The 16,380-nt window shown below is 64.1% G+C and carries 13 protein-coding genes; 7 read left to right on the top strand and 6 right to left on the bottom strand.

What is annotated here, in order from left to right; all coding sequences use genetic code 11:
- Positions 1 to 11 precede the first annotated feature (11 nt).
- Positions 12 to 1,928, top strand: coding sequence for a glycosyl transferase (locus C8J33_RS03065; protein WP_165929716.1), 1,917 nt, complete (start codon positions 12 to 14; stop codon positions 1,926 to 1,928).
- Positions 1,929 to 1,973: 45 nt separating this feature from the next.
- On the opposite strand, the gene C8J33_RS03060 is transcribed toward C8J33_RS03065, so the two are convergent.
- The gene (locus C8J33_RS03060) at positions 1,974 to 2,309 is read right to left on the bottom strand and encodes an RcnB family protein (RefSeq protein WP_132663102.1); all 336 of its coding nucleotides are present in this window, start codon (positions 2,307 to 2,309) and stop codon (positions 1,974 to 1,976) included.
- 418 nt (positions 2,310 to 2,727) lie between these two features.
- On the opposite strand from C8J33_RS03060, the gene C8J33_RS03055 reads away from it, so the two are divergent.
- A complete protein-coding gene (locus C8J33_RS03055) occupies positions 2,728 to 3,312 on the top strand; it encodes a TRAP transporter small permease subunit (protein WP_132663101.1) in 585 nt (194 codons plus the stop codon).
- Positions 3,309 to 5,054, top strand: a complete 1,746-nt coding sequence (locus C8J33_RS03050; protein WP_132663100.1) for a TRAP transporter large permease — start codon at positions 3,309 to 3,311, stop codon at positions 5,052 to 5,054. The genes C8J33_RS03055 and C8J33_RS03050 overlap by 4 nt, the downstream gene beginning before the upstream one ends.
- A gap of 132 nt (positions 5,055 to 5,186) precedes the next feature.
- Here the strand turns inward: C8J33_RS03050 and C8J33_RS03045 are convergent, their stop codons facing one another.
- Positions 5,187 to 6,293: a TRAP transporter substrate-binding protein gene (locus C8J33_RS03045; protein WP_110799080.1), complete on the bottom strand. Its 1,107-nt coding sequence runs from the start codon at positions 6,291 to 6,293 to the stop codon at positions 5,187 to 5,189.
- Between the two features lie 341 nt (positions 6,294 to 6,634).
- Between C8J33_RS03045 and C8J33_RS03040 the strand changes: the two genes are divergently transcribed.
- The 4 genes from C8J33_RS03040 to C8J33_RS03025 all read left to right on the top strand — a co-directional run bounded on the left by C8J33_RS03040 (position 6,635) and on the right by C8J33_RS03025 (position 10,537).
- Positions 6,635 to 7,612, top strand: coding sequence for a sulfate ABC transporter substrate-binding protein (locus C8J33_RS03040; RefSeq protein WP_132663099.1), 978 nt, complete (start codon positions 6,635 to 6,637; stop codon positions 7,610 to 7,612).
- A 173-nt stretch (positions 7,613 to 7,785) separates the two neighbouring features.
- The gene (gene cysT, locus C8J33_RS03035; RefSeq protein WP_132663098.1) at positions 7,786 to 8,607 is read left to right on the top strand and encodes a sulfate ABC transporter permease subunit CysT; all 822 of its coding nucleotides are present in this window, start codon (positions 7,786 to 7,788) and stop codon (positions 8,605 to 8,607) included.
- 2 nt (positions 8,608 to 8,609) lie between these two features.
- Positions 8,610 to 9,512 (top strand): sulfate ABC transporter permease subunit CysW, encoded by a 903-nt coding sequence (gene cysW, locus C8J33_RS03030; protein WP_165929715.1) that lies wholly within the window; start codon positions 8,610 to 8,612, stop codon positions 9,510 to 9,512.
- Complete coding sequence (locus tag C8J33_RS03025; RefSeq protein WP_132663096.1) at positions 9,509 to 10,537, top strand: sulfate/molybdate ABC transporter ATP-binding protein; 1,029 nt, start codon at positions 9,509 to 9,511, stop codon at positions 10,535 to 10,537. The genes cysW and C8J33_RS03025 overlap by 4 nt, the downstream gene beginning before the upstream one ends.
- Positions 10,538 to 10,589: 52 nt before the next feature.
- Here the strand turns inward: C8J33_RS03025 and mgrA are convergent, their stop codons facing one another.
- From mgrA to C8J33_RS03005, 4 genes are all read right to left on the bottom strand, one after another.
- Complete coding sequence (gene mgrA / locus C8J33_RS03020; RefSeq protein WP_110799084.1) at positions 10,590 to 11,621, bottom strand: L-glyceraldehyde 3-phosphate reductase; 1,032 nt, start codon at positions 11,619 to 11,621, stop codon at positions 10,590 to 10,592.
- A 255-nt stretch (positions 11,622 to 11,876) separates the two neighbouring features.
- Entirely contained in the window at positions 11,877 to 13,010 is a 1,134-nt protein-coding gene (locus C8J33_RS03015; RefSeq protein ID WP_132663095.1) for a Gfo/Idh/MocA family protein, read from the bottom strand.
- Between the two features lie 30 nt (positions 13,011 to 13,040).
- The gene (locus tag C8J33_RS03010; protein ID WP_132663094.1) at positions 13,041 to 13,802 is read right to left on the bottom strand and encodes a sugar phosphate isomerase/epimerase family protein; all 762 of its coding nucleotides are present in this window, start codon (positions 13,800 to 13,802) and stop codon (positions 13,041 to 13,043) included.
- A gap of 53 nt (positions 13,803 to 13,855) precedes the next feature.
- Positions 13,856 to 16,324: a glycoside hydrolase family 2 protein gene (locus C8J33_RS03005; protein WP_245507046.1), complete on the bottom strand. Its 2,469-nt coding sequence runs from the start codon at positions 16,322 to 16,324 to the stop codon at positions 13,856 to 13,858.
- Positions 16,325 to 16,380: the final 56 nt, after the last annotated feature.

Here is a 16,380-nt window from a genome sequence, read left to right as displayed (position 1 = left end):
GGCGTGATGCTATGACGGGACGATTGGCGACCGCGACCAAGGCTTACGAGAGCGGCGACTACATCGCCGCTCTCACGCTTTTGAACAGCATGGTCGATGACGGCGCGGATGCCGGCGTGCTGACCCTTCTTGGCCAGACCTTCCAGAAGCTCGGCCTGGAAAAGGATGCGCTCGATCTCTTCGGTCGCGCCGTCGATCTCGATCCGACGCCCGAAGCCCTGAAGCGTGCCGCCGCCTCGGCCGTCGCCGCGGGGGATGATGCACGAGCCCTGCTCTACGGAATGCGGCTGTTCCTGCTGCAGCCTGACAACGCGAATGTCGCAGCCCTCGTCGCCTCCGCCTTCGTCCGCTCCGGCGATCCCGAATCGGCGAACCTCGTCCGGGCGGCTCTGGTCGAGAGCGACGACCCCGCCCACATCCATCTCGCCGCAAACCTCTATGCCGGCGAAGACCGCGACCCCGCCGTGCTCACCGTCTTTCGCAAGCTGGCGAACCTGAAGGCAGATGATCCCTACGCGCAGGCAACCTATATGGCGATCGCACGGGACTTCTGCGATTACGAGGCCCTGGCCGATCTGGAAAGCCGCTGGGAGAAGGCCTCCTGGGACACGGCAACCTCGACACCGCCGCTCCTCCAGGGCGAAACGCCCTACGCCAACCTGCTCCATTGCGACAACGAACGCCTGAACCGGCTTGCGACCAACGGCACCCCGGCCCGCAACCGCTCCAAACCCGCCTTTGCCGCCCGCCCCCGCATGAGCCGGAAACGCGGCACGCAACCGCTGCGGATCGGCTACCTCTCCAGCGACTTCTGGAGCGGTCACGCCACCATGCGCCTGCTGCAGGCCGTCCTCACCCTGCACGACCGCAACCGCTTCGACGTCACGCTCTACTGCCATACGCACGACCAATTCACGACCGCCGAGACCTGCGATCGCACGCTCTGGGGACGCATCGTTCCCATCCACGCCATGAGCGACGAGCAAGCTGCGAAGAAAATTCGCGCCGACGGCATCGACATCCTGGTCGATCTCAAGGGCTCGACCGCCGGCAACCGAAACACCATCCTCAACGAAAACGTGGCGCCGGTGCAGGTGTCCTGGCTCGGCTTCCCCGGCAGCAACACCAACATCGATTGCGATTACGTCATCGGCGACCCGATCGTCACGCCGCCATCGTCCGCACCCTTCTATCACGAGCGCATCTGCCGCCTTCCCGAGACCTACCAGCCGAACGACCCGCTCCACCGCGCCCTCCCGCAGCCAACACCGCGCGCCGAACTCGGCCTTCCCGAAGACCGCTTCGTCTTCGCCGCCTTCAACGTGACCCGGAAGATGACGATCGAGACGATCGACATCTGGGCCGACATCCTTCGCCAGGTGCAGGACGCCCTCCTCTGGGTCCTCGTCGATGGCAGTGTCGCACGCGAAAATTTCGCCCGGGCCATGGCGGCGCGGGGCGTTGCGGAGACGCAGATCGTCTTTGCAGGCAAGGCGCATTACGAGAGCCATATCGCCCGGCTGCAGGCAGCCGACCTCGGGCTCGATACCTTCCCCTATAACGGACATACGACGACATCCGACCAGCTGTGGGCGGGTCTTCCGGTCATCACCCTGCGGGGAAGAAATTTCGCGTCGCGGGTCTCCGAAAGCCTGCTGACGGCGATCGGCCTACCCGACCTCGTCCTGCCGGATAAACAGGCCCTGATCGATCGCGCGGTCGCCCTTGCAAGACATCCGGAAGAGATTGCGGACCTCAAGCAGCGGCTGATCGCAAACCGGGACACCGCGCCCTTGTTCGACGCCGAGCGATTCTGTCTCCACCTCGAAGCCGCGTATGAGAGAATGGCCGACAGGGCGAGACTAAGGCTGCCGCCGGCATCGTTCGATGTGCCGGCGCTGCCCGAACGGAAGGGGCGTTTTCGTTGAAAGGGAACGCCGCAGCCCCACAAGGGGCGCTGCGGCGAACATGGCTTACCGGCTGGAAGCGAGGCCAACGATGACGCCGGTGGCGACGCTGATGAGCAGGAAGTCGTTGTCGACCTTGACCCAGCGCTGACCACGCGGCGGGGCGTTCAGGCGGTAGCGGCGGTAGTCGCGGACCTCGGCGGTGCGGCGGCGCTCGGCGGCCGACAGACGGTGGCCGCGGGCCCAGCGGTTCTTGCGCACCTCCGTCTTCTTGATCGTCGTGGTCGAATGCCGCTCGACCGTCCGGCCCCGGCCACCGTCGTTCCGGTCCTGCGGCGCGGCGAAGGCGCCGGGCGCGGCAAGGAAGGATGTGGCGAGCAGGGTGATGATGAGACGTTTCATGAGGCATGTCCTTCGTGTTTCGAGACAGCCGGAAACTAGGCCCGGGATGATGAACGGGAAATGAAGATGCACATTACATTTCCGTAACTATATCAGCATATTATAAGTCATTCATCATCAAACGCATGAAATTTTAGGGCAGCCTCCCGCACAGAGGCTGGCACTTGAGACCTCCAGATGCCGCCAATGCCGCATCTGCGACTTTGGTCGCATCATGGCCAAACCACGCCGAAAACAGCCCAAACCGCTTGAATGCAAGACCGAAATCGGCACTGTGGCCGAGGGAAGGCCGCTGGGGAGAGCGGCTGAAGCATGTCGCGCAAAAGTGTGCAGCGGTTTTGCGATAACGACATGCGAAAAAACAGGAGCTTAAAGCGTACGGAGCAATCGCGACACGCTTTAAGAGGGGGAGATCGACATGACACCATTGCTGGGCCTCAGCCGCCTGATCGATGCGACGACGGAGTTCATCGGCAAGTCCGTGACGTGGCTCATCCTCGTCGCCGTGCTCGTCAGCGCCGGCAACGCGATCATCCGCAAAGCCTTCAACATGTCGTCCAATGCCTGGCTCGAGGCCCAATGGTACCTCTTCGGCGCCGCCTTCATGCTGGCTGCCGCCTACACGCTGAAGCAGAACGAGCACATCCGCATCGACGTCGTCTACGGCAACTTCTCGCGCCGGGTACAGCACTGGATCGACCTGCTCGGCCACCTGCTGTTCCTGATGCCCTTCGTGCTCGTGATGATCGTCTACCTCATCCCCTATGTCCGCATGAGCTATGTCTCCGGCGAGATGTCCTCCAGCGCCGGCGGTCTCATCCTCTGGCCGGCGAAGGCCATCCTGCTCGCGGGCTTCGTCCTGCTGGCCTTCCAGGGCGTTTCCGAGATCATCAAGAAGATCGCCATCATGCGCGGCGTCATCGACGATCCCGCGCCTTACGTGCCGACACATGCGCCGCTGGAAACCGCGCCGTCCAATGTCGCTCCGGAGGTGCGCCCGTGATCGAGTTCATCGCCGAAAACCTCGCGCCCATCATGTTCCTCTCGCTGATCGTCTTCATGCTGATCGGCTACCCCGTCGCCTTTTCGCTGGCCGCGAACGGCCTCCTGTTCTTCATCATCGGCGTCGAACTCGCCCCCTATTCGGACAGCATCAACCTGTCCTGGCCGCTGCTCAACGCCCTGCCGGACCGCTTCTGGGGGGTGATGTCGAACGACACGCTGCTCGCCATCCCCTTCTTCACCTTCATGGGCATCGTGCTGGAGAAATCCGGCATGGCGGAGGATCTGCTCGATACGATCGGCCAGCTGTTCGGCCCCGTCCGCGGCGGCCTCGCCTATGCGGTCATCTTCGTCGGCGCGCTGCTGGCCGCCACCACCGGCGTCGTCGCGGCCTCGGTCATCGCCATGGGCCTCATCTCCCTGCCGATCATGCTGCGCTACGGCTACGACCGCAGCCTCGCCTCCGGCGTCATCGCCGCATCCGGCACCCTGGCGCAGATCATCCCGCCCTCGCTGGTCCTCATCGTCCTGGCCGACCAGCTCGGCCGCTCGGTCGGCGACATGTATGCCGGCGCGCTCATCCCCGGCCTCGTCCTTACCGGCCTCTACATGGGCTATATCCTGCTGATGTCGTTCCTGAAGCGCGAGGCCATGCCGGCTTTGCCGCTCGAGGCGCGCACCCTCGGCTCGGGCGTCACCTCGCTCATCGTCGCGCTCGTTGTCGCCTTCGCCTTCGCCTATGCCGCCCACGTCATGCTGTCGCCGACCTACGGGGCGGATGCCGACATTCTCGGCGGCACCTGCGGCGTGGCCTTCATCTACGTCGTCGCCCTCATCGACCGCACGACCAAGCTCAACATGATGTCGCGGCTGGCCCAGCAGGTCATCATCGTCCTCATCCCGCCGCTGGCGCTGATCTTCCTCGTGCTCGGCACCATCTTCCTCGGCATCGCAACGCCGACGGAAGGCGGCGCCATGGGCGCGGTCGGCGCGCTCATCATGGCCGGCGCCAAGGGCCGCCTGTCGATGGAGGTGATCCGCTCGGCGCTGACCGCCACGACACGCCTGTCGGCCTTCGTCCTCTTCATCCTCATCGGCGCCCGCGTCTTCTCGCTCACCTTCTACGGCGTCAACGGCCACATCTGGGTCGAACACCTGCTGACGGGCATGCCGGGCGGGAAAACCGGGTTCCTGATCGCGGTCAACGCCCTCGTCTTCTTCCTCGCCTTCTTCCTCGATTTCTTCGAGCTCGCCTTCATCATCGTGCCCCTGCTGGCGCCGGCGGCGGACAAGCTCGGCATCGACCTGATCTGGTTCGGCGTGCTGCTCGGCATCAACATGCAGACGAGCTTCATGCACCCGCCCTTCGGCTTCGCGCTGTTCTACCTGCGCTCGGTCGCCCCGAAGATCCCCTATCTCGACCGCCTCACCGGCAAGATGACACCGCCGGTGACGACCGGGCAGATCTACTGGGGTGCCGTGCCCTTCGTCTGCATCCAGATCCTCATGGTCGCGCTGACGATCATGTTCCCGCAGATGGTCATGCATTACAAGGGTGACGGCACCGTCGTGGACCCGAACACGATCAAGATCGAGGTGCCCGGTTTCGCTACCAATGGCGGGGGCTTGAGCCTCCCCGGCGGCCTGCAACTTCCGCCCGGAAACCCGCTGGACGGCACGAAACCCGCCGACCCCGCGGCACCGCCCGCCAACGACCTCCGCGCTCCGCCGTCGTTCAAATAGGCTTGGGCGAAACGACAGAACGGCCGGGCTCATCCCCGGCCGTTTTTCATGTGGTAAAACGACAAACGAAAACCGCCGGAGCCCGTGGTTGAGAACGGGCTCCGGCGGCGGTCTTTGAAACGGTGAAAAGGATCAGAGCTTACCGTTGCGCTGCTGGATCATCATGAACGTGTCGTAATTGTATTCGGCGATCTGCGCGTTGAGGTAGAACTCGGCGCGAAAAGCCTTGATCGAGCCCCAGATCTTCTTGAAGGCCGGGTTGGTCGCTTCCATGTCGGCATAGACCTTGTTGGAGGCGTCGAAGCAGGCGGACAGGATTTCGGCGCTAAACGGGCTGAGCTTCGCACCGGACGCGACAAGCCGCTTGATCGCGGCAGGGTTCAGGTAGTCGTACTTCTGCAGCATATTGGCATCCGCCGCCTGGCAGGCCGTGCGCAGCAGCGACTGGTAGGCCTTCGGCAGGCCGTCGAAGGCCGTCTTGTTGAACATGGCATGGACGGTCGGGCCGCCTTCCCACCAGCCGGGATAGTAGTAATAGGGCGCGACCTTGTAGAAGCCGAGCTTCTCGTCGTCATAGGGACCGACCCATTCCGCCGCGTCGATCGTGCCCTTTTCGAGCGAGGGATAGATGTCCCCGCCGGCAATCTGCTGCGGCACGACGCCGAGGGTCTGCATGACCTTGCCGGCAAAGCCGCCGACACGCATCTTCAGGCCTTGCAGGTCGGCAACGGTCTTGATTTCCTTGCGGAACCAGCCACCCATCTGCACGCCGGTATTGCCGCCGGGATAGGCGACCAGACCCTGCGGCGCGAGAAACTCGTTGAACATGTCGATGCCGCCGCCGTGATACTGCCAGGCATTATGGCCACGGGCGTTCAGCGCGAAGGGAACGGCGGCGCCCAGCGCCCAAACCGGGTCCTTTCCCCAATAGTAATAGGAAACGGTGTGGCAGGCCTCGACCGTGCCGGATGACGCGGCATCTGCCGCCTGCAGGCCGGGAACGATTTCGCCGGCCGCAAAAACCTGGATCTGGAAATTGCCGTCCGTCGCCTCGGACACATATTTCGCAATGACCTCGGCGCCGCCATAGATCGTGTCGAGCGATTTCGGGAAGGACGAGGTCAGTCGCCACGAGACTTTCGGCGTCGTCTGGGCGATGGCGGGTGCTGCCAGCACGGTCGCAGCGGCGGCTCCTGCGCCACTAAGTCCTGCTCGACGAATAAATGAACGACGATCCATGGTCTGTCTCTCCTCCTGTCGCAGTCAGCCGGTAGAATGCCGGTCTGTCCTCCCTGCGGGCGCCCTTGCAGGCGCCGGATCCCAAAAGCGGTTTCCTTGCCGAAAACCGCTTGCCCAAAGGGCAGATTACACGCCCCGGTCACCGTGTCCAGCAGAGGCGGCGACCGGGGTCTTCGACTTTCGCCGCAAAGGGAGAGATGCCAATGACGACGACAGGTTTTCTGCCCCGACCCTCATCCCGGCAATAATTTTCCCGGATGATCGAACAACCTGAGATAGCCGACCTCGGACACACGGCGACACCACCCTATGATGCCGCCATCAACCTACCGGAGACTTGAATGAAACGCTTCCTTCTGATCGGTGCCGCCCTGGCCGCATTGAACGCTTCCGCCCATGCCGACGACAAGCTGCTCAACGCGTCCTACGATATTTCGCGCGAGCTGTTCGAGAAGGTCAACGAAGCCTTCGTCGCCAAGCACCCCGGCGTCACGGTCGATCAGTCGCATGGTGGATCATCCAAGCAGGCGCGCGCCGTTCTGGAAGGTCTGGAAGCCGATGTCGTGACGTTCAACCAGGTCATCGACATCGACGCCTTGGTGAAGGGCGGCTTCGTCACCGACGACTGGAAGACGGATTTCCCGAACAACGCGTCTCCCTATTATTCCTTCCCGGCCTTCCTCGTGCGCGAGGGCAACCCGAAGGGCATCAAGGACTGGAACGATCTCGTTCGCGACGACGTGAAGGTCATCTTCCCCAACCCCAAGACCTCCGGCAATGCGCGCTACACCTATCTGGCAGCCCTCGCCTTCGCCAAGGAGACCTTCAAGGACGACCCAGCCAAGGTGGATGCCTTCATCGCCAAGCTGTTCGATAACGTTCCCGTCTTCGACACGGGCGGCCGCGCCGCCACCACCACCTTCGTCGAGCGCGAGACCGGCGACGTGCTGATCACCTTCGAGGCGGAGACCAAGGGCATCGCCAAGGAATTCGGCGAGGACAAGTTCGACATCGTCGTTCCCTCCGTCAGCCTGCTCGCGGAATTCCCGGTCGCCGTGGTCGACAAGGTCGTGGACAAGCATGGGACCCGCGATCTCGCGAAATCCTATCTCGACTTCCTCTACACGCCCGAAGGCCAGACCATTCTTGCCGAGAACGGCAACCGCGTGAACGACGCAACCGTCGCGGCGAAATTCAAGGATCAGTTCCCGGATATCCGCCTTCTCAAGGTCGAAGACGTGTTCGGTGGGTGGGCCAATGTGAAGAAGGAAGAGTTCGCCGAAGGCGGCCATCTCGACAAACTTTACGGCAGCCGTTGATCGCAGGGCCAATCTATGGAAAACGGAAGCCGCGGCGGGACACGATGTCCCCCGCGGCTTCCATCCGTTTGCAGCTTGCCCCATCGTCACCGGTGAGGACCAAGCTGCGGCCCGTGAACGACCGCAGGACGGCCTTCGCCGCCCACGCGACCTGACAAGAAAGAGGACCGGCCTTGGCTCGGCGCATTCTTCCCGGCTTGCCGCTGACCCTCGGCATCACGCTGGTCTATGTCGCCGTGATCGTGGTGCTGCCGCTCGGCGCGCTGATCTTCAAGGCGGCCAGCCTCGGTCCGGGCGATTACTGGACGATCATCTCGTCCGACCGCGCCGTCGCCAGCTATCGCGTGACGCTGCTCTGCGCTGCCGCCGCGACCGCCTTCAACCTCGTCTTCGGCATGGCGCTCGCCTGGGTCATCGTGCGCTATCGCTTTCCCGGCCGCCGCATCGTCGATGCGCTGGTTGATCTTCCCTTCGCACTGCCGACGGCGGTGGCGGGCATCGCCCTGACGACGCTGTTTGCCAGCAATGGCTGGTTCGGCGGCGCCCTGTCGACGCTTGGGCTCAAGGTCGCCTACACACCCCTCGGCATCATCATCGCCATGGCCTTCACCAGCCTGCCCTTCATCGTGCGCACGGTGCAGCCGGTGCTGGAAGAGCTCGACGGCGCGCTGGAAGAAGCAGCACAAACACTGGGCGCGAGCGATAGCGAAATCTTCGCCAAGGTGCTGCTGCCGCAGCTCTTCCCCGCCATCCTCGCCGGCCTGTCGCTGTCCTTTGCGCGCAGCCTCGGCGAGTTCGGCGCCATCATCTTCATCGCCGGCAACCAGCCCTATGAGACGGAAATCACCGCCCTCCTCGCCTTCATCCGGCTGGAGGAATACGACTACCCCGCCTCCGCCGCCATCGCCTCCGTCATGCTGATGGCCGCGTTCCTGATGCTGGCGATCACCAATATCCTGCAGACCCGCGCCCTGCGCTACACGGTGAAGGGCTGATCATGACCAACAAGAAAGCGCGTCGCCCGCCGCGCATCGGCGAAAAGCCGGTCTTCCGCAACAGCCTCATCGCGGTCGTTCTCCTGCTGGTGGCGCTGGTCATCGTCGCCCCGCTTGTCATCATCGGCGTGCAGGCGTTCTCCAAGGGTGCCGCATTCTTCGCAAAATCGATCACCGACCGCGACACCGTGCATGCGATCTGGATGACGGCGCTGACGGCGCTCATCGCCGTGCCCATCAACACGATCTTCGGCGTTGCCGCCGCCTGGGCCATCACCAAGTTCGACTTCCCCGGACGCCGCCTGCTGCTCGTCGTCATCGAGATCCCCTTCTCGGTCTCCCCCATCGTCGCCGGTGTCGCCTATCTCTTCGTCTACGGCCTTCAGGGCCTGTTCGGCGAAACGCTGCAATCGGCCGACATGAAGATCCTCTTCGCTCTGCCCGGCATCGTGCTGGCCAGCCTCTTCGTCACCGCCCCCTTCGTCGCCCGCGAACTCATTCCGCTGATGCAGGCGCAGGGCCGGGATCTGGAGGAGGCCGCGACCTCGCTTGGCGCCAGCGGCTGGCGGACGTTCTTCTCGGTGACGCTGCCCAACATCAAATGGGCGCTGCTCTACGGCGTCATCCTCTGCAATTCCCGCGTCATGGGAGAATTCGGCGCCGTCTCGGTCGTCTCGGGCAATATCCGTGGACAGACCAACACGCTGCCGCTGCACATCGAACTGCTCTACCACGACTATAACGCGGTCGGCGCCTTTGCCGCCGCCTCGATCCTTGCAAGCCTCGCCATCGTGACGCTGATCGCCAAGGTCGCGCTGGAGCGCCGCGGCGCCGGCCGCGTCCGGCGTCCCGCGTTGGCGGGTCCGACCCTTGAAACGACTGAACCGGGGATATCCAAGCCGTGAAGATCCGCCTCGATACGATCGTCAAGACCTTCGACACCTTCCGCGCCGTGCATGGCGTCTCGCTGGAGATCGAAAGCGGCGAACTGGTCGCCCTGCTCGGCCCCTCGGGCTCCGGCAAGACGACGATCCTGCGCATGGTCGCAGGGCTCGAATATCCGGATGAGGGCGCGATCTTCTTTGGCGAGGAGAACGCCACCGACATCGAGGTCCGCAACCGCGGCGTCGGCTTCGTGTTCCAGCATTATGCGCTCTTCCCCCATATGACGATCGGCGAGAACATCGCTTTCGGCATGAAGGTCTCCAAGACCCGCCGCTCGACGGCCGAGATCATGGAGCGCGTGGCCGACCTCCTCAAGCTGGTGCAGCTCGACGGGCTGAAGGATCGCTTCCCCGCGCAGATCTCCGGCGGCCAGCGTCAGCGCGTGGCACTGGCGCGCGCGCTCGCGGTCGATCCGAAGGTGCTGCTGCTCGACGAACCCTTCGGCGCGCTGGACGCCAATGTGCGGCGCGACCTTCGCCGCTGGCTGCGCAAGATCCACGAGGAACTGGGCATCACGACGCTCTTCGTTACCCACGATCAGGCCGAAGCGCTCGATCTCGCCGATCGCGTCGTCATCCTCGACAAGGGCCGGATCGTGCAGACCGGCACGCCGGAAGAGGTCTGCCGCGCGCCCGAAAATGCCTTCGTGATGAATTTCCTCGGTGATGCCAACCGCTTGAGGGCGACGGTGACGGCCGGCCGCGCCAGCGTCAACGAGATCCTGTTCGATGCGGCGGGCGTGCCCGACGGTCCGGCGGAACTGTTCTTCCGACCGGCCGACGTCATCTGGCGCGAGGACGGCGCCGGCATTCCCGCCGTCATCCTGCGCGTCATCGACCGCCCGGATTCCAAGCGGATCCTGGCAGTGACCGCCGACGGCCAGCATGTCGAATTCGACACCGCGCCGGAGTTCCCCTTCCGCACGACCGCACGCGGAACGCTGGAAATCCTGCGTCCGCGCGTATTTTCCACAACGCCGGCTTGAACCGGGCAGAGGTAGCAAGCCGGCACTGCGCCGGCTTGCAGAGCGTTGAACGTCAGGCCAGTTCGGCCGACTTGGCCCAGAGGTTGATGTCGGCCTCGCGGGCATAGGTGTCGATCTCGGCCAGTTCCTCGGCCGTGAACGACAGATTGTCGATCGCCTTGACGCAATCCACGATCTGCGACGTCTTGCTGGCGCCAATCAGCGCCGACGTCACGCGGCCGCCGCGCAGCACCCAGGCAAGCGCCATCTGTGCTAGCGTCTGGCCGCGACGGGTGGCGATCTCGTTGAGCTTGCGGACGTTGTCGATGACTTCGGGGCGGATGAGGCGCTGGTTGAGATAGTGGTTCAGCGCGGCGCGGCTGTCGCCGGGAATACCGTTGAGATACTTCGTCGTCAGCATGCCCTGTGCCAGCGGCGAGAAGACGATGGAACCGACGCCGAGATCCTCGACCGTATCCAGAAGACCGTCGTCCTCGACCCAGCGGTTGATCATCGAGTAGCTCGGCTGGTGGATCAGGAGTGGCGTGCCGAGGTCCTTGAGGATCGCGGCCGCTTCGCGGGTCCGCTGCGAGTTGTAGGACGATATGCCGACATAGAGCGCCCGGCCGGACCGGACGATATGGTCCAGCGCGCCGCAGGTCTCTTCCAGCGGCGTCTCGGGATCGAAACGGTGCGAGTAGAAGATATCGACATAGTCGAGGCCCATGCGCTTCAGGCTCTGGTCGCAGGACGCGATGAGGTACTTGCGGCTGCCCCATTCGCCGTAAGGACCCGGCCACATGTCGTAGCCGGCCTTGGACGAAATGATCATCTCGTCGCGATAGGGCTTGAAGTCCTGTTTGAAGATCTCGCCGAAGGCCGTTTCGGCAGCGCCGTAGGGCGGGCCGTAATTGTTGGCGAGGTCGAAATGGGTGATGCCGAGATCGAAGGCGGTCTGGCACATCTCGCGCTTCAGCGCATGCGGCGTGGTTTCGCCGAAGGTGTGCCACAGCCCGAAGGAGATCGCCGGCAGCTTGAGGCCGGAGCGGCCGCAGCGGTTGTAGATCATCGTGTCGTAGCGGGTGTCGGCGGGATGCCAGGTCATTGTCTTGTCCTCCGTTCGTCGGTGTCGGCGTGGTCTATCGCAGAACGCCGGCGGCAGGAACCGTCACGCGGATTTTGTTTGCGTCGTGGGTGAACCAGCCCCTCACCCTAACCCTCTCCCCGCTTGCGGGGAGAGGGGACGTGCCATGCGTGATGTTTTCATATTGAGCGGACGCGGTGCCACGAGTCCCTTCGCCCCGCCTGGTGGGGAGAAGGTCCCGGCAGGGGGATGAGGGGCGGCCCTGACCGTCGTCGTCTACCGCAGCAGCGCCCGCGCCGCCTCGATGCCGAGCGGGGCCGGCTGGGTGCAGGTGGTGGTGAGGTCCACGAACCGTCCCTCGTCGCCCGACTTCAGGATCGAAACCATGACATCGACGCCGTGGAGCGTGCGCTCCAGCGAGCAACGCGGGTCACGGCCTTCGGTGATGGCCTGCGCCATGTCGGCGAGACCGGCTGTGCGATAATTGGCGAGCGGACCCTGTGGGTGCTCCTGATTCTCCACGGAGAACGGGTGATCCCAGCGCTCGAGCGGCGAGATTTCCTTGCCCTTGCCGCTGACCTCGACCTTGCCGCCGAAGAAATTGGGGTCCGGCACATAGAGCGAGCCCTCGGTGCCGTAGAGCTCCATATTTCCGTGACGATGCGACCAGACATCCCAGCTCGCCGTCAGCGTCACGGTTGCGCCGCTGTGGAATTCGAGAAGCGCGTGAATGTTCGTCGGTGTCTTCACCGGGATGACCTGGCCCTTGCGGGGCTCGCTCGAGATGGTGCGGGTCTTCGCCGCCTTGGATGCCAGAGCCGCGACGCGCTTCACCGGGCCGATGAGGTTGACGAGGTTGGCCACGTAATAGGGTCCGAGATCGAGCACCGGCCCTGCACCCGGCAGAAAGAAGAAGTCCGGGTTGGGATGCCACATCTCCATGCCGGGGCTCATGACGTGGCAGGTGCCGGAGGTGACGCGGCCGATGCGGCCGCTATCGACCTGGGCACGGGCCAGCTGATGCGCGCCGCCAAGGAACGTATCCGGCGCGCAGCAGACGGTGAGGCCCTTCGATGTCGCAAGGGCGCGAAGCGCCTCGCCCTGCTCCAGCGTTAGCACGAGCGGCTTTTCGGAGTAGACGTGTTTGCCGGCTTCCAGGATCTGCTTGGAGACGGGAAAATGCGCATCCGGAACGGTCAGGTTGACGACGATGTCGATATCCGGGTTGGCGAGCAGCTCGTCGATCGACTGCGCCTTGACGCCGTACTCGCCGGCCCGCGCTTCGGCAGCAGCCGGATTGATGTCCGCGCAGGCACGGATTTCGATGCCCTTGAACAAGGGCGCGAGCCGGAAATAGGTGGTGGAAATATTGCCGCATCCGATGATGCCGACGCCGAGATCCTGTGTCATGACGTATGCTCCTTTGAAAAGGTCGTGCTGTCAGAAGGTCTTGATGGAGGCGATGGAGCGTTCGGCAAGGCGGGCGAGATCGCTCGGATTGTCGTGCTCGACGATGTAGGTCTTGGCCGGCGTCGAGGCGAGACGGGCATAGAGGCCCTTCCAGTCAACCGTTCCATGCCCGACATCCGCCCAGCCATCCTCGTCCGTGTTCTCGCCGGCCGGGGCGATGTCCTTGACGTGGACGGCGGTGATGCGATCGGCATAGCGATCGATCCAAGCCAGCGGATCGGCGCCACCGCGGATCACCCAGGCGATGTCGGCTTCCCATTCGAGATCCGGACCGCCTTCGAAGATTAGGTCCATCGGCACCGTGCCGTCCGGCAAGGCTGCGAATTCGAAGTCGTGATTGTGCCAGCCGAAGCCGAGCCCGGCGGCCCGGACTGTTTCTCCGGCCTTCTGCAGCCGGGCGCCGAAGGCCTTCCAGCCTGCGCCATCCGTAGGACGTTTCTCCGGCAGGACATAGGGGCAGTAGATCGTCTCGATGCCCAGTATCTTCGCGACCTCGATGGCCCGTTCCGGATGGCTTTCCAGCATGTCGAGGCTGAAATGCCCGGTCGGCATCGTCAGCCCGTTGCGGTCGAGATCGGCCTTCAGCGCCTTCACCGCGCTGTCGTCGTGATCGCCATAGAGTGCGCCATAGCCTTCGACCTGTGTATAGCCGGCCTTGGCCACGATATGCAGGGCATCGGACAGCGGCGGAAAGTTGCGGGCGGAGTAGAGCTGGAAGCTGAGCGGTCTCATGGAACTGTCCTTTTTTAGAAATGCGGGTCGGTCTGCGGCTCCGTCGGGGAGCGTCAACCGGCAGAGGATTGCAGGTCGTAGACGGTGAAGACCGGCGACGGGCCCTCGCCCGGCGTCGATGGTGTGAAGCGAACCGTGCGACTTGTGCCCGCGGTGAGGTCGAAGGCGTTGTCGCTGAAGCGCCCGGCGACATCGGCCTCGATCATGACGTGGAGGGCGAGGCCCTTTGCCGAAACGGTGACGTCGATGCCGCCATCTCGGGCGACCGTCGTCAGGTGCAGGCCGGACGGTTCGAGATCGAGCGCCTTGTAGGTTCCGGGAACGTAATGCCCCTCGCCTCGCGCGCCGTCCGAGGCCTCGAAGGTCCAGAACAGCAGCATGCCTTCCGGGATGTCGGCAGCGGAAAGCTCCACGAGCGTTGCGGCGCGATCGGCCGGGCACGTACCGCTCGCCGCCATCAGCGGGCGGCGCTCCCCCGATAGCGAGACGAGGAACGTCTGCACCTCGATGCTGACGGCTTCCCGCGTGTCGTTGACCATCGACAGCGCAATGGTCTTCCCATCGTCCGACGGGATGGCGGCGACCGCGACCGGCTGGAAGAAGCGGCGCACCATGTAATGCATGGCCTTCCAGCTGCCGCCATAGTCGAGGCTCGACCAGGATGCGACCGGCCAGGTGTCGTTCAGCTGCCAGTAGAGCGTGCCCATGCAATGGGGTTTGAGCGACCGCCAGAACTCGACGGCCGTCTTGATGGCGAGGCCCTGCTGGATCTGGCTGAGATAGACGAAGCTCGAAAAATCCTTGGGAAAGCGGAAGTAGCGGAACATGGTGCCCGCAATCCGCTCGTTGCCCCCGGCATTCTTCTGGTGGCTCTCCATCACCGGCGAGGCGATGTTGAGGTCCTTAGCGGCGGCGAATTGATGGATCACCGGCATGGATGTGTAGGACTGAAAACCGAACTCCGAGCAGAAGCGCGGGCGCACGGTGCGGTAGTTGTCGAACGACTTGTTCTCGTGCCAGACCGACCAGTAGTGCATGTCGCCCGCGCCATCGGCGTGCCAGGCGTCCCCGAAGTTGAGCGGACCGACGGCCGGGCTCGATGGCCACCAGATCAGGTCCGGCGCGGCCTTCTTCATCGTGGTCTCGATGGTCCGGTTCAGGCGATCGTAGGAGACGAGATAGCGGTCGCGATCCCTCCGGCTCTCCTCGAACCACGTCAGCGCGCCGACGAGCTCGTTGTCGCCGCACCAGAGCGCGATCGACGGATGCGACGACAGGCGGCGCACCTGATCCTCCACTTCGGCGGCGACGTTGTCGAGGAAATCCGTGGTCGAGGGATAGAGATTGCAGGCGAACATGAAGTCCTGCCAGACCATGAGACCCAGCCGGTCGCAGAGGTCGTAAAACCAGTCCGGCTCGTAGAAGCCGCCGCCCCAAACGCGGATCATGTTCATATGCGCATCGACCGCCGACTGCAGCAGATCTTCGACGCCGGCCTGCGTGACGCGCGAAAACAGCGCATCGGCCGGGATCCAGTTCGCTCCGCGGCAGAAGATCTCGACGCCGTTGACCCGGAAGGCGAAGCGGCTGCCGGCCTCATCCGGATCGGTCAGGAGTTCGATTCTGCGAAAACCGATGGTCTTTTCGACACGGTCGCCGCCGACGGAAACGACGAGGCGCGACAGCGCCTGCTCGCCGCTACCGGCCGGCCACCAGAGGTTCGGTTGTCGGACAGGGAAGACATGCTCAACGGTGGTCGTGCCCCTGGCGAGATCGACATCCAGCGTCTGCACAGTGCCATCGAGATCGAAGCTGACGGAGGCATGGCCGGTTTTCGTGGCGAACAGAGCGGCGGTGACGACGAGATCGACAGAGCCGTCCTCATGCCAGTCCTGCCGGGTCGTCACATGCTCGACCCGCGCCTCCGCCAGCCGCTTGAGGAGCGGCGGCTCGTAGACGCCGAGGGGGGCGATGGCGATGTTCCAGTCCCAACCGAAATGGCACTGGACCTTGCGCAGCATGCTGCCGTTCGGAATGGGCGAATTGGCGGTGGAATAGGGAATGTAGAACGGTTGCCTGGCCTGCCGCTCGGCACTCTCCCGCACGGAGGATTTGATGACCAGCTTCAGCCGGTTGGTGCCGGGGACGAGCTTGCCGGTCACGTCCGGCCGGTAGCGGCGGAAGCTGTTGTCGGCTTCGAGCACGAGGGCGTCGTTGAGGTGGACATCGACCACCGTGTCGAGCCCGGCGAGGTCGAGATACCAGCTGTCAGTAGAAGCGGCATCGGTGATGTCGAAGGTCCGCTCCAGCACCCAGTCCTGTTCGGCCACCCACTGCACGTCGGCCTCGTTGCGGCCGACATAGGGGTCCGGGATGATGCCGGCTGCGAGCAGCGCGCTGTGGACATCGCCGGGGACCGGCATGGTGAGGGTGTGTTTCGCGTCGAGGCTCGACAGGGTCCAGGTGCCGGAGAGATCGGTGGTGTGGGTGGTGTTGGTCATTTCGGGTCTCTGCTCGGTCATGTTTGCTCGGTTCGTTCTGCGATACGGCCGCAATCCCTCAGCTCGCTGCGAGGTTG

The organism is Rhizobium sp. PP-CC-3G-465 (genome assembly GCF_004343445.1).
Lineage (GTDB): Bacteria > Pseudomonadota > Alphaproteobacteria > Rhizobiales > Rhizobiaceae > Ferranicluibacter > Ferranicluibacter rubi.
This window is presented reverse-complemented; position numbering and strand designations above follow the sequence as displayed.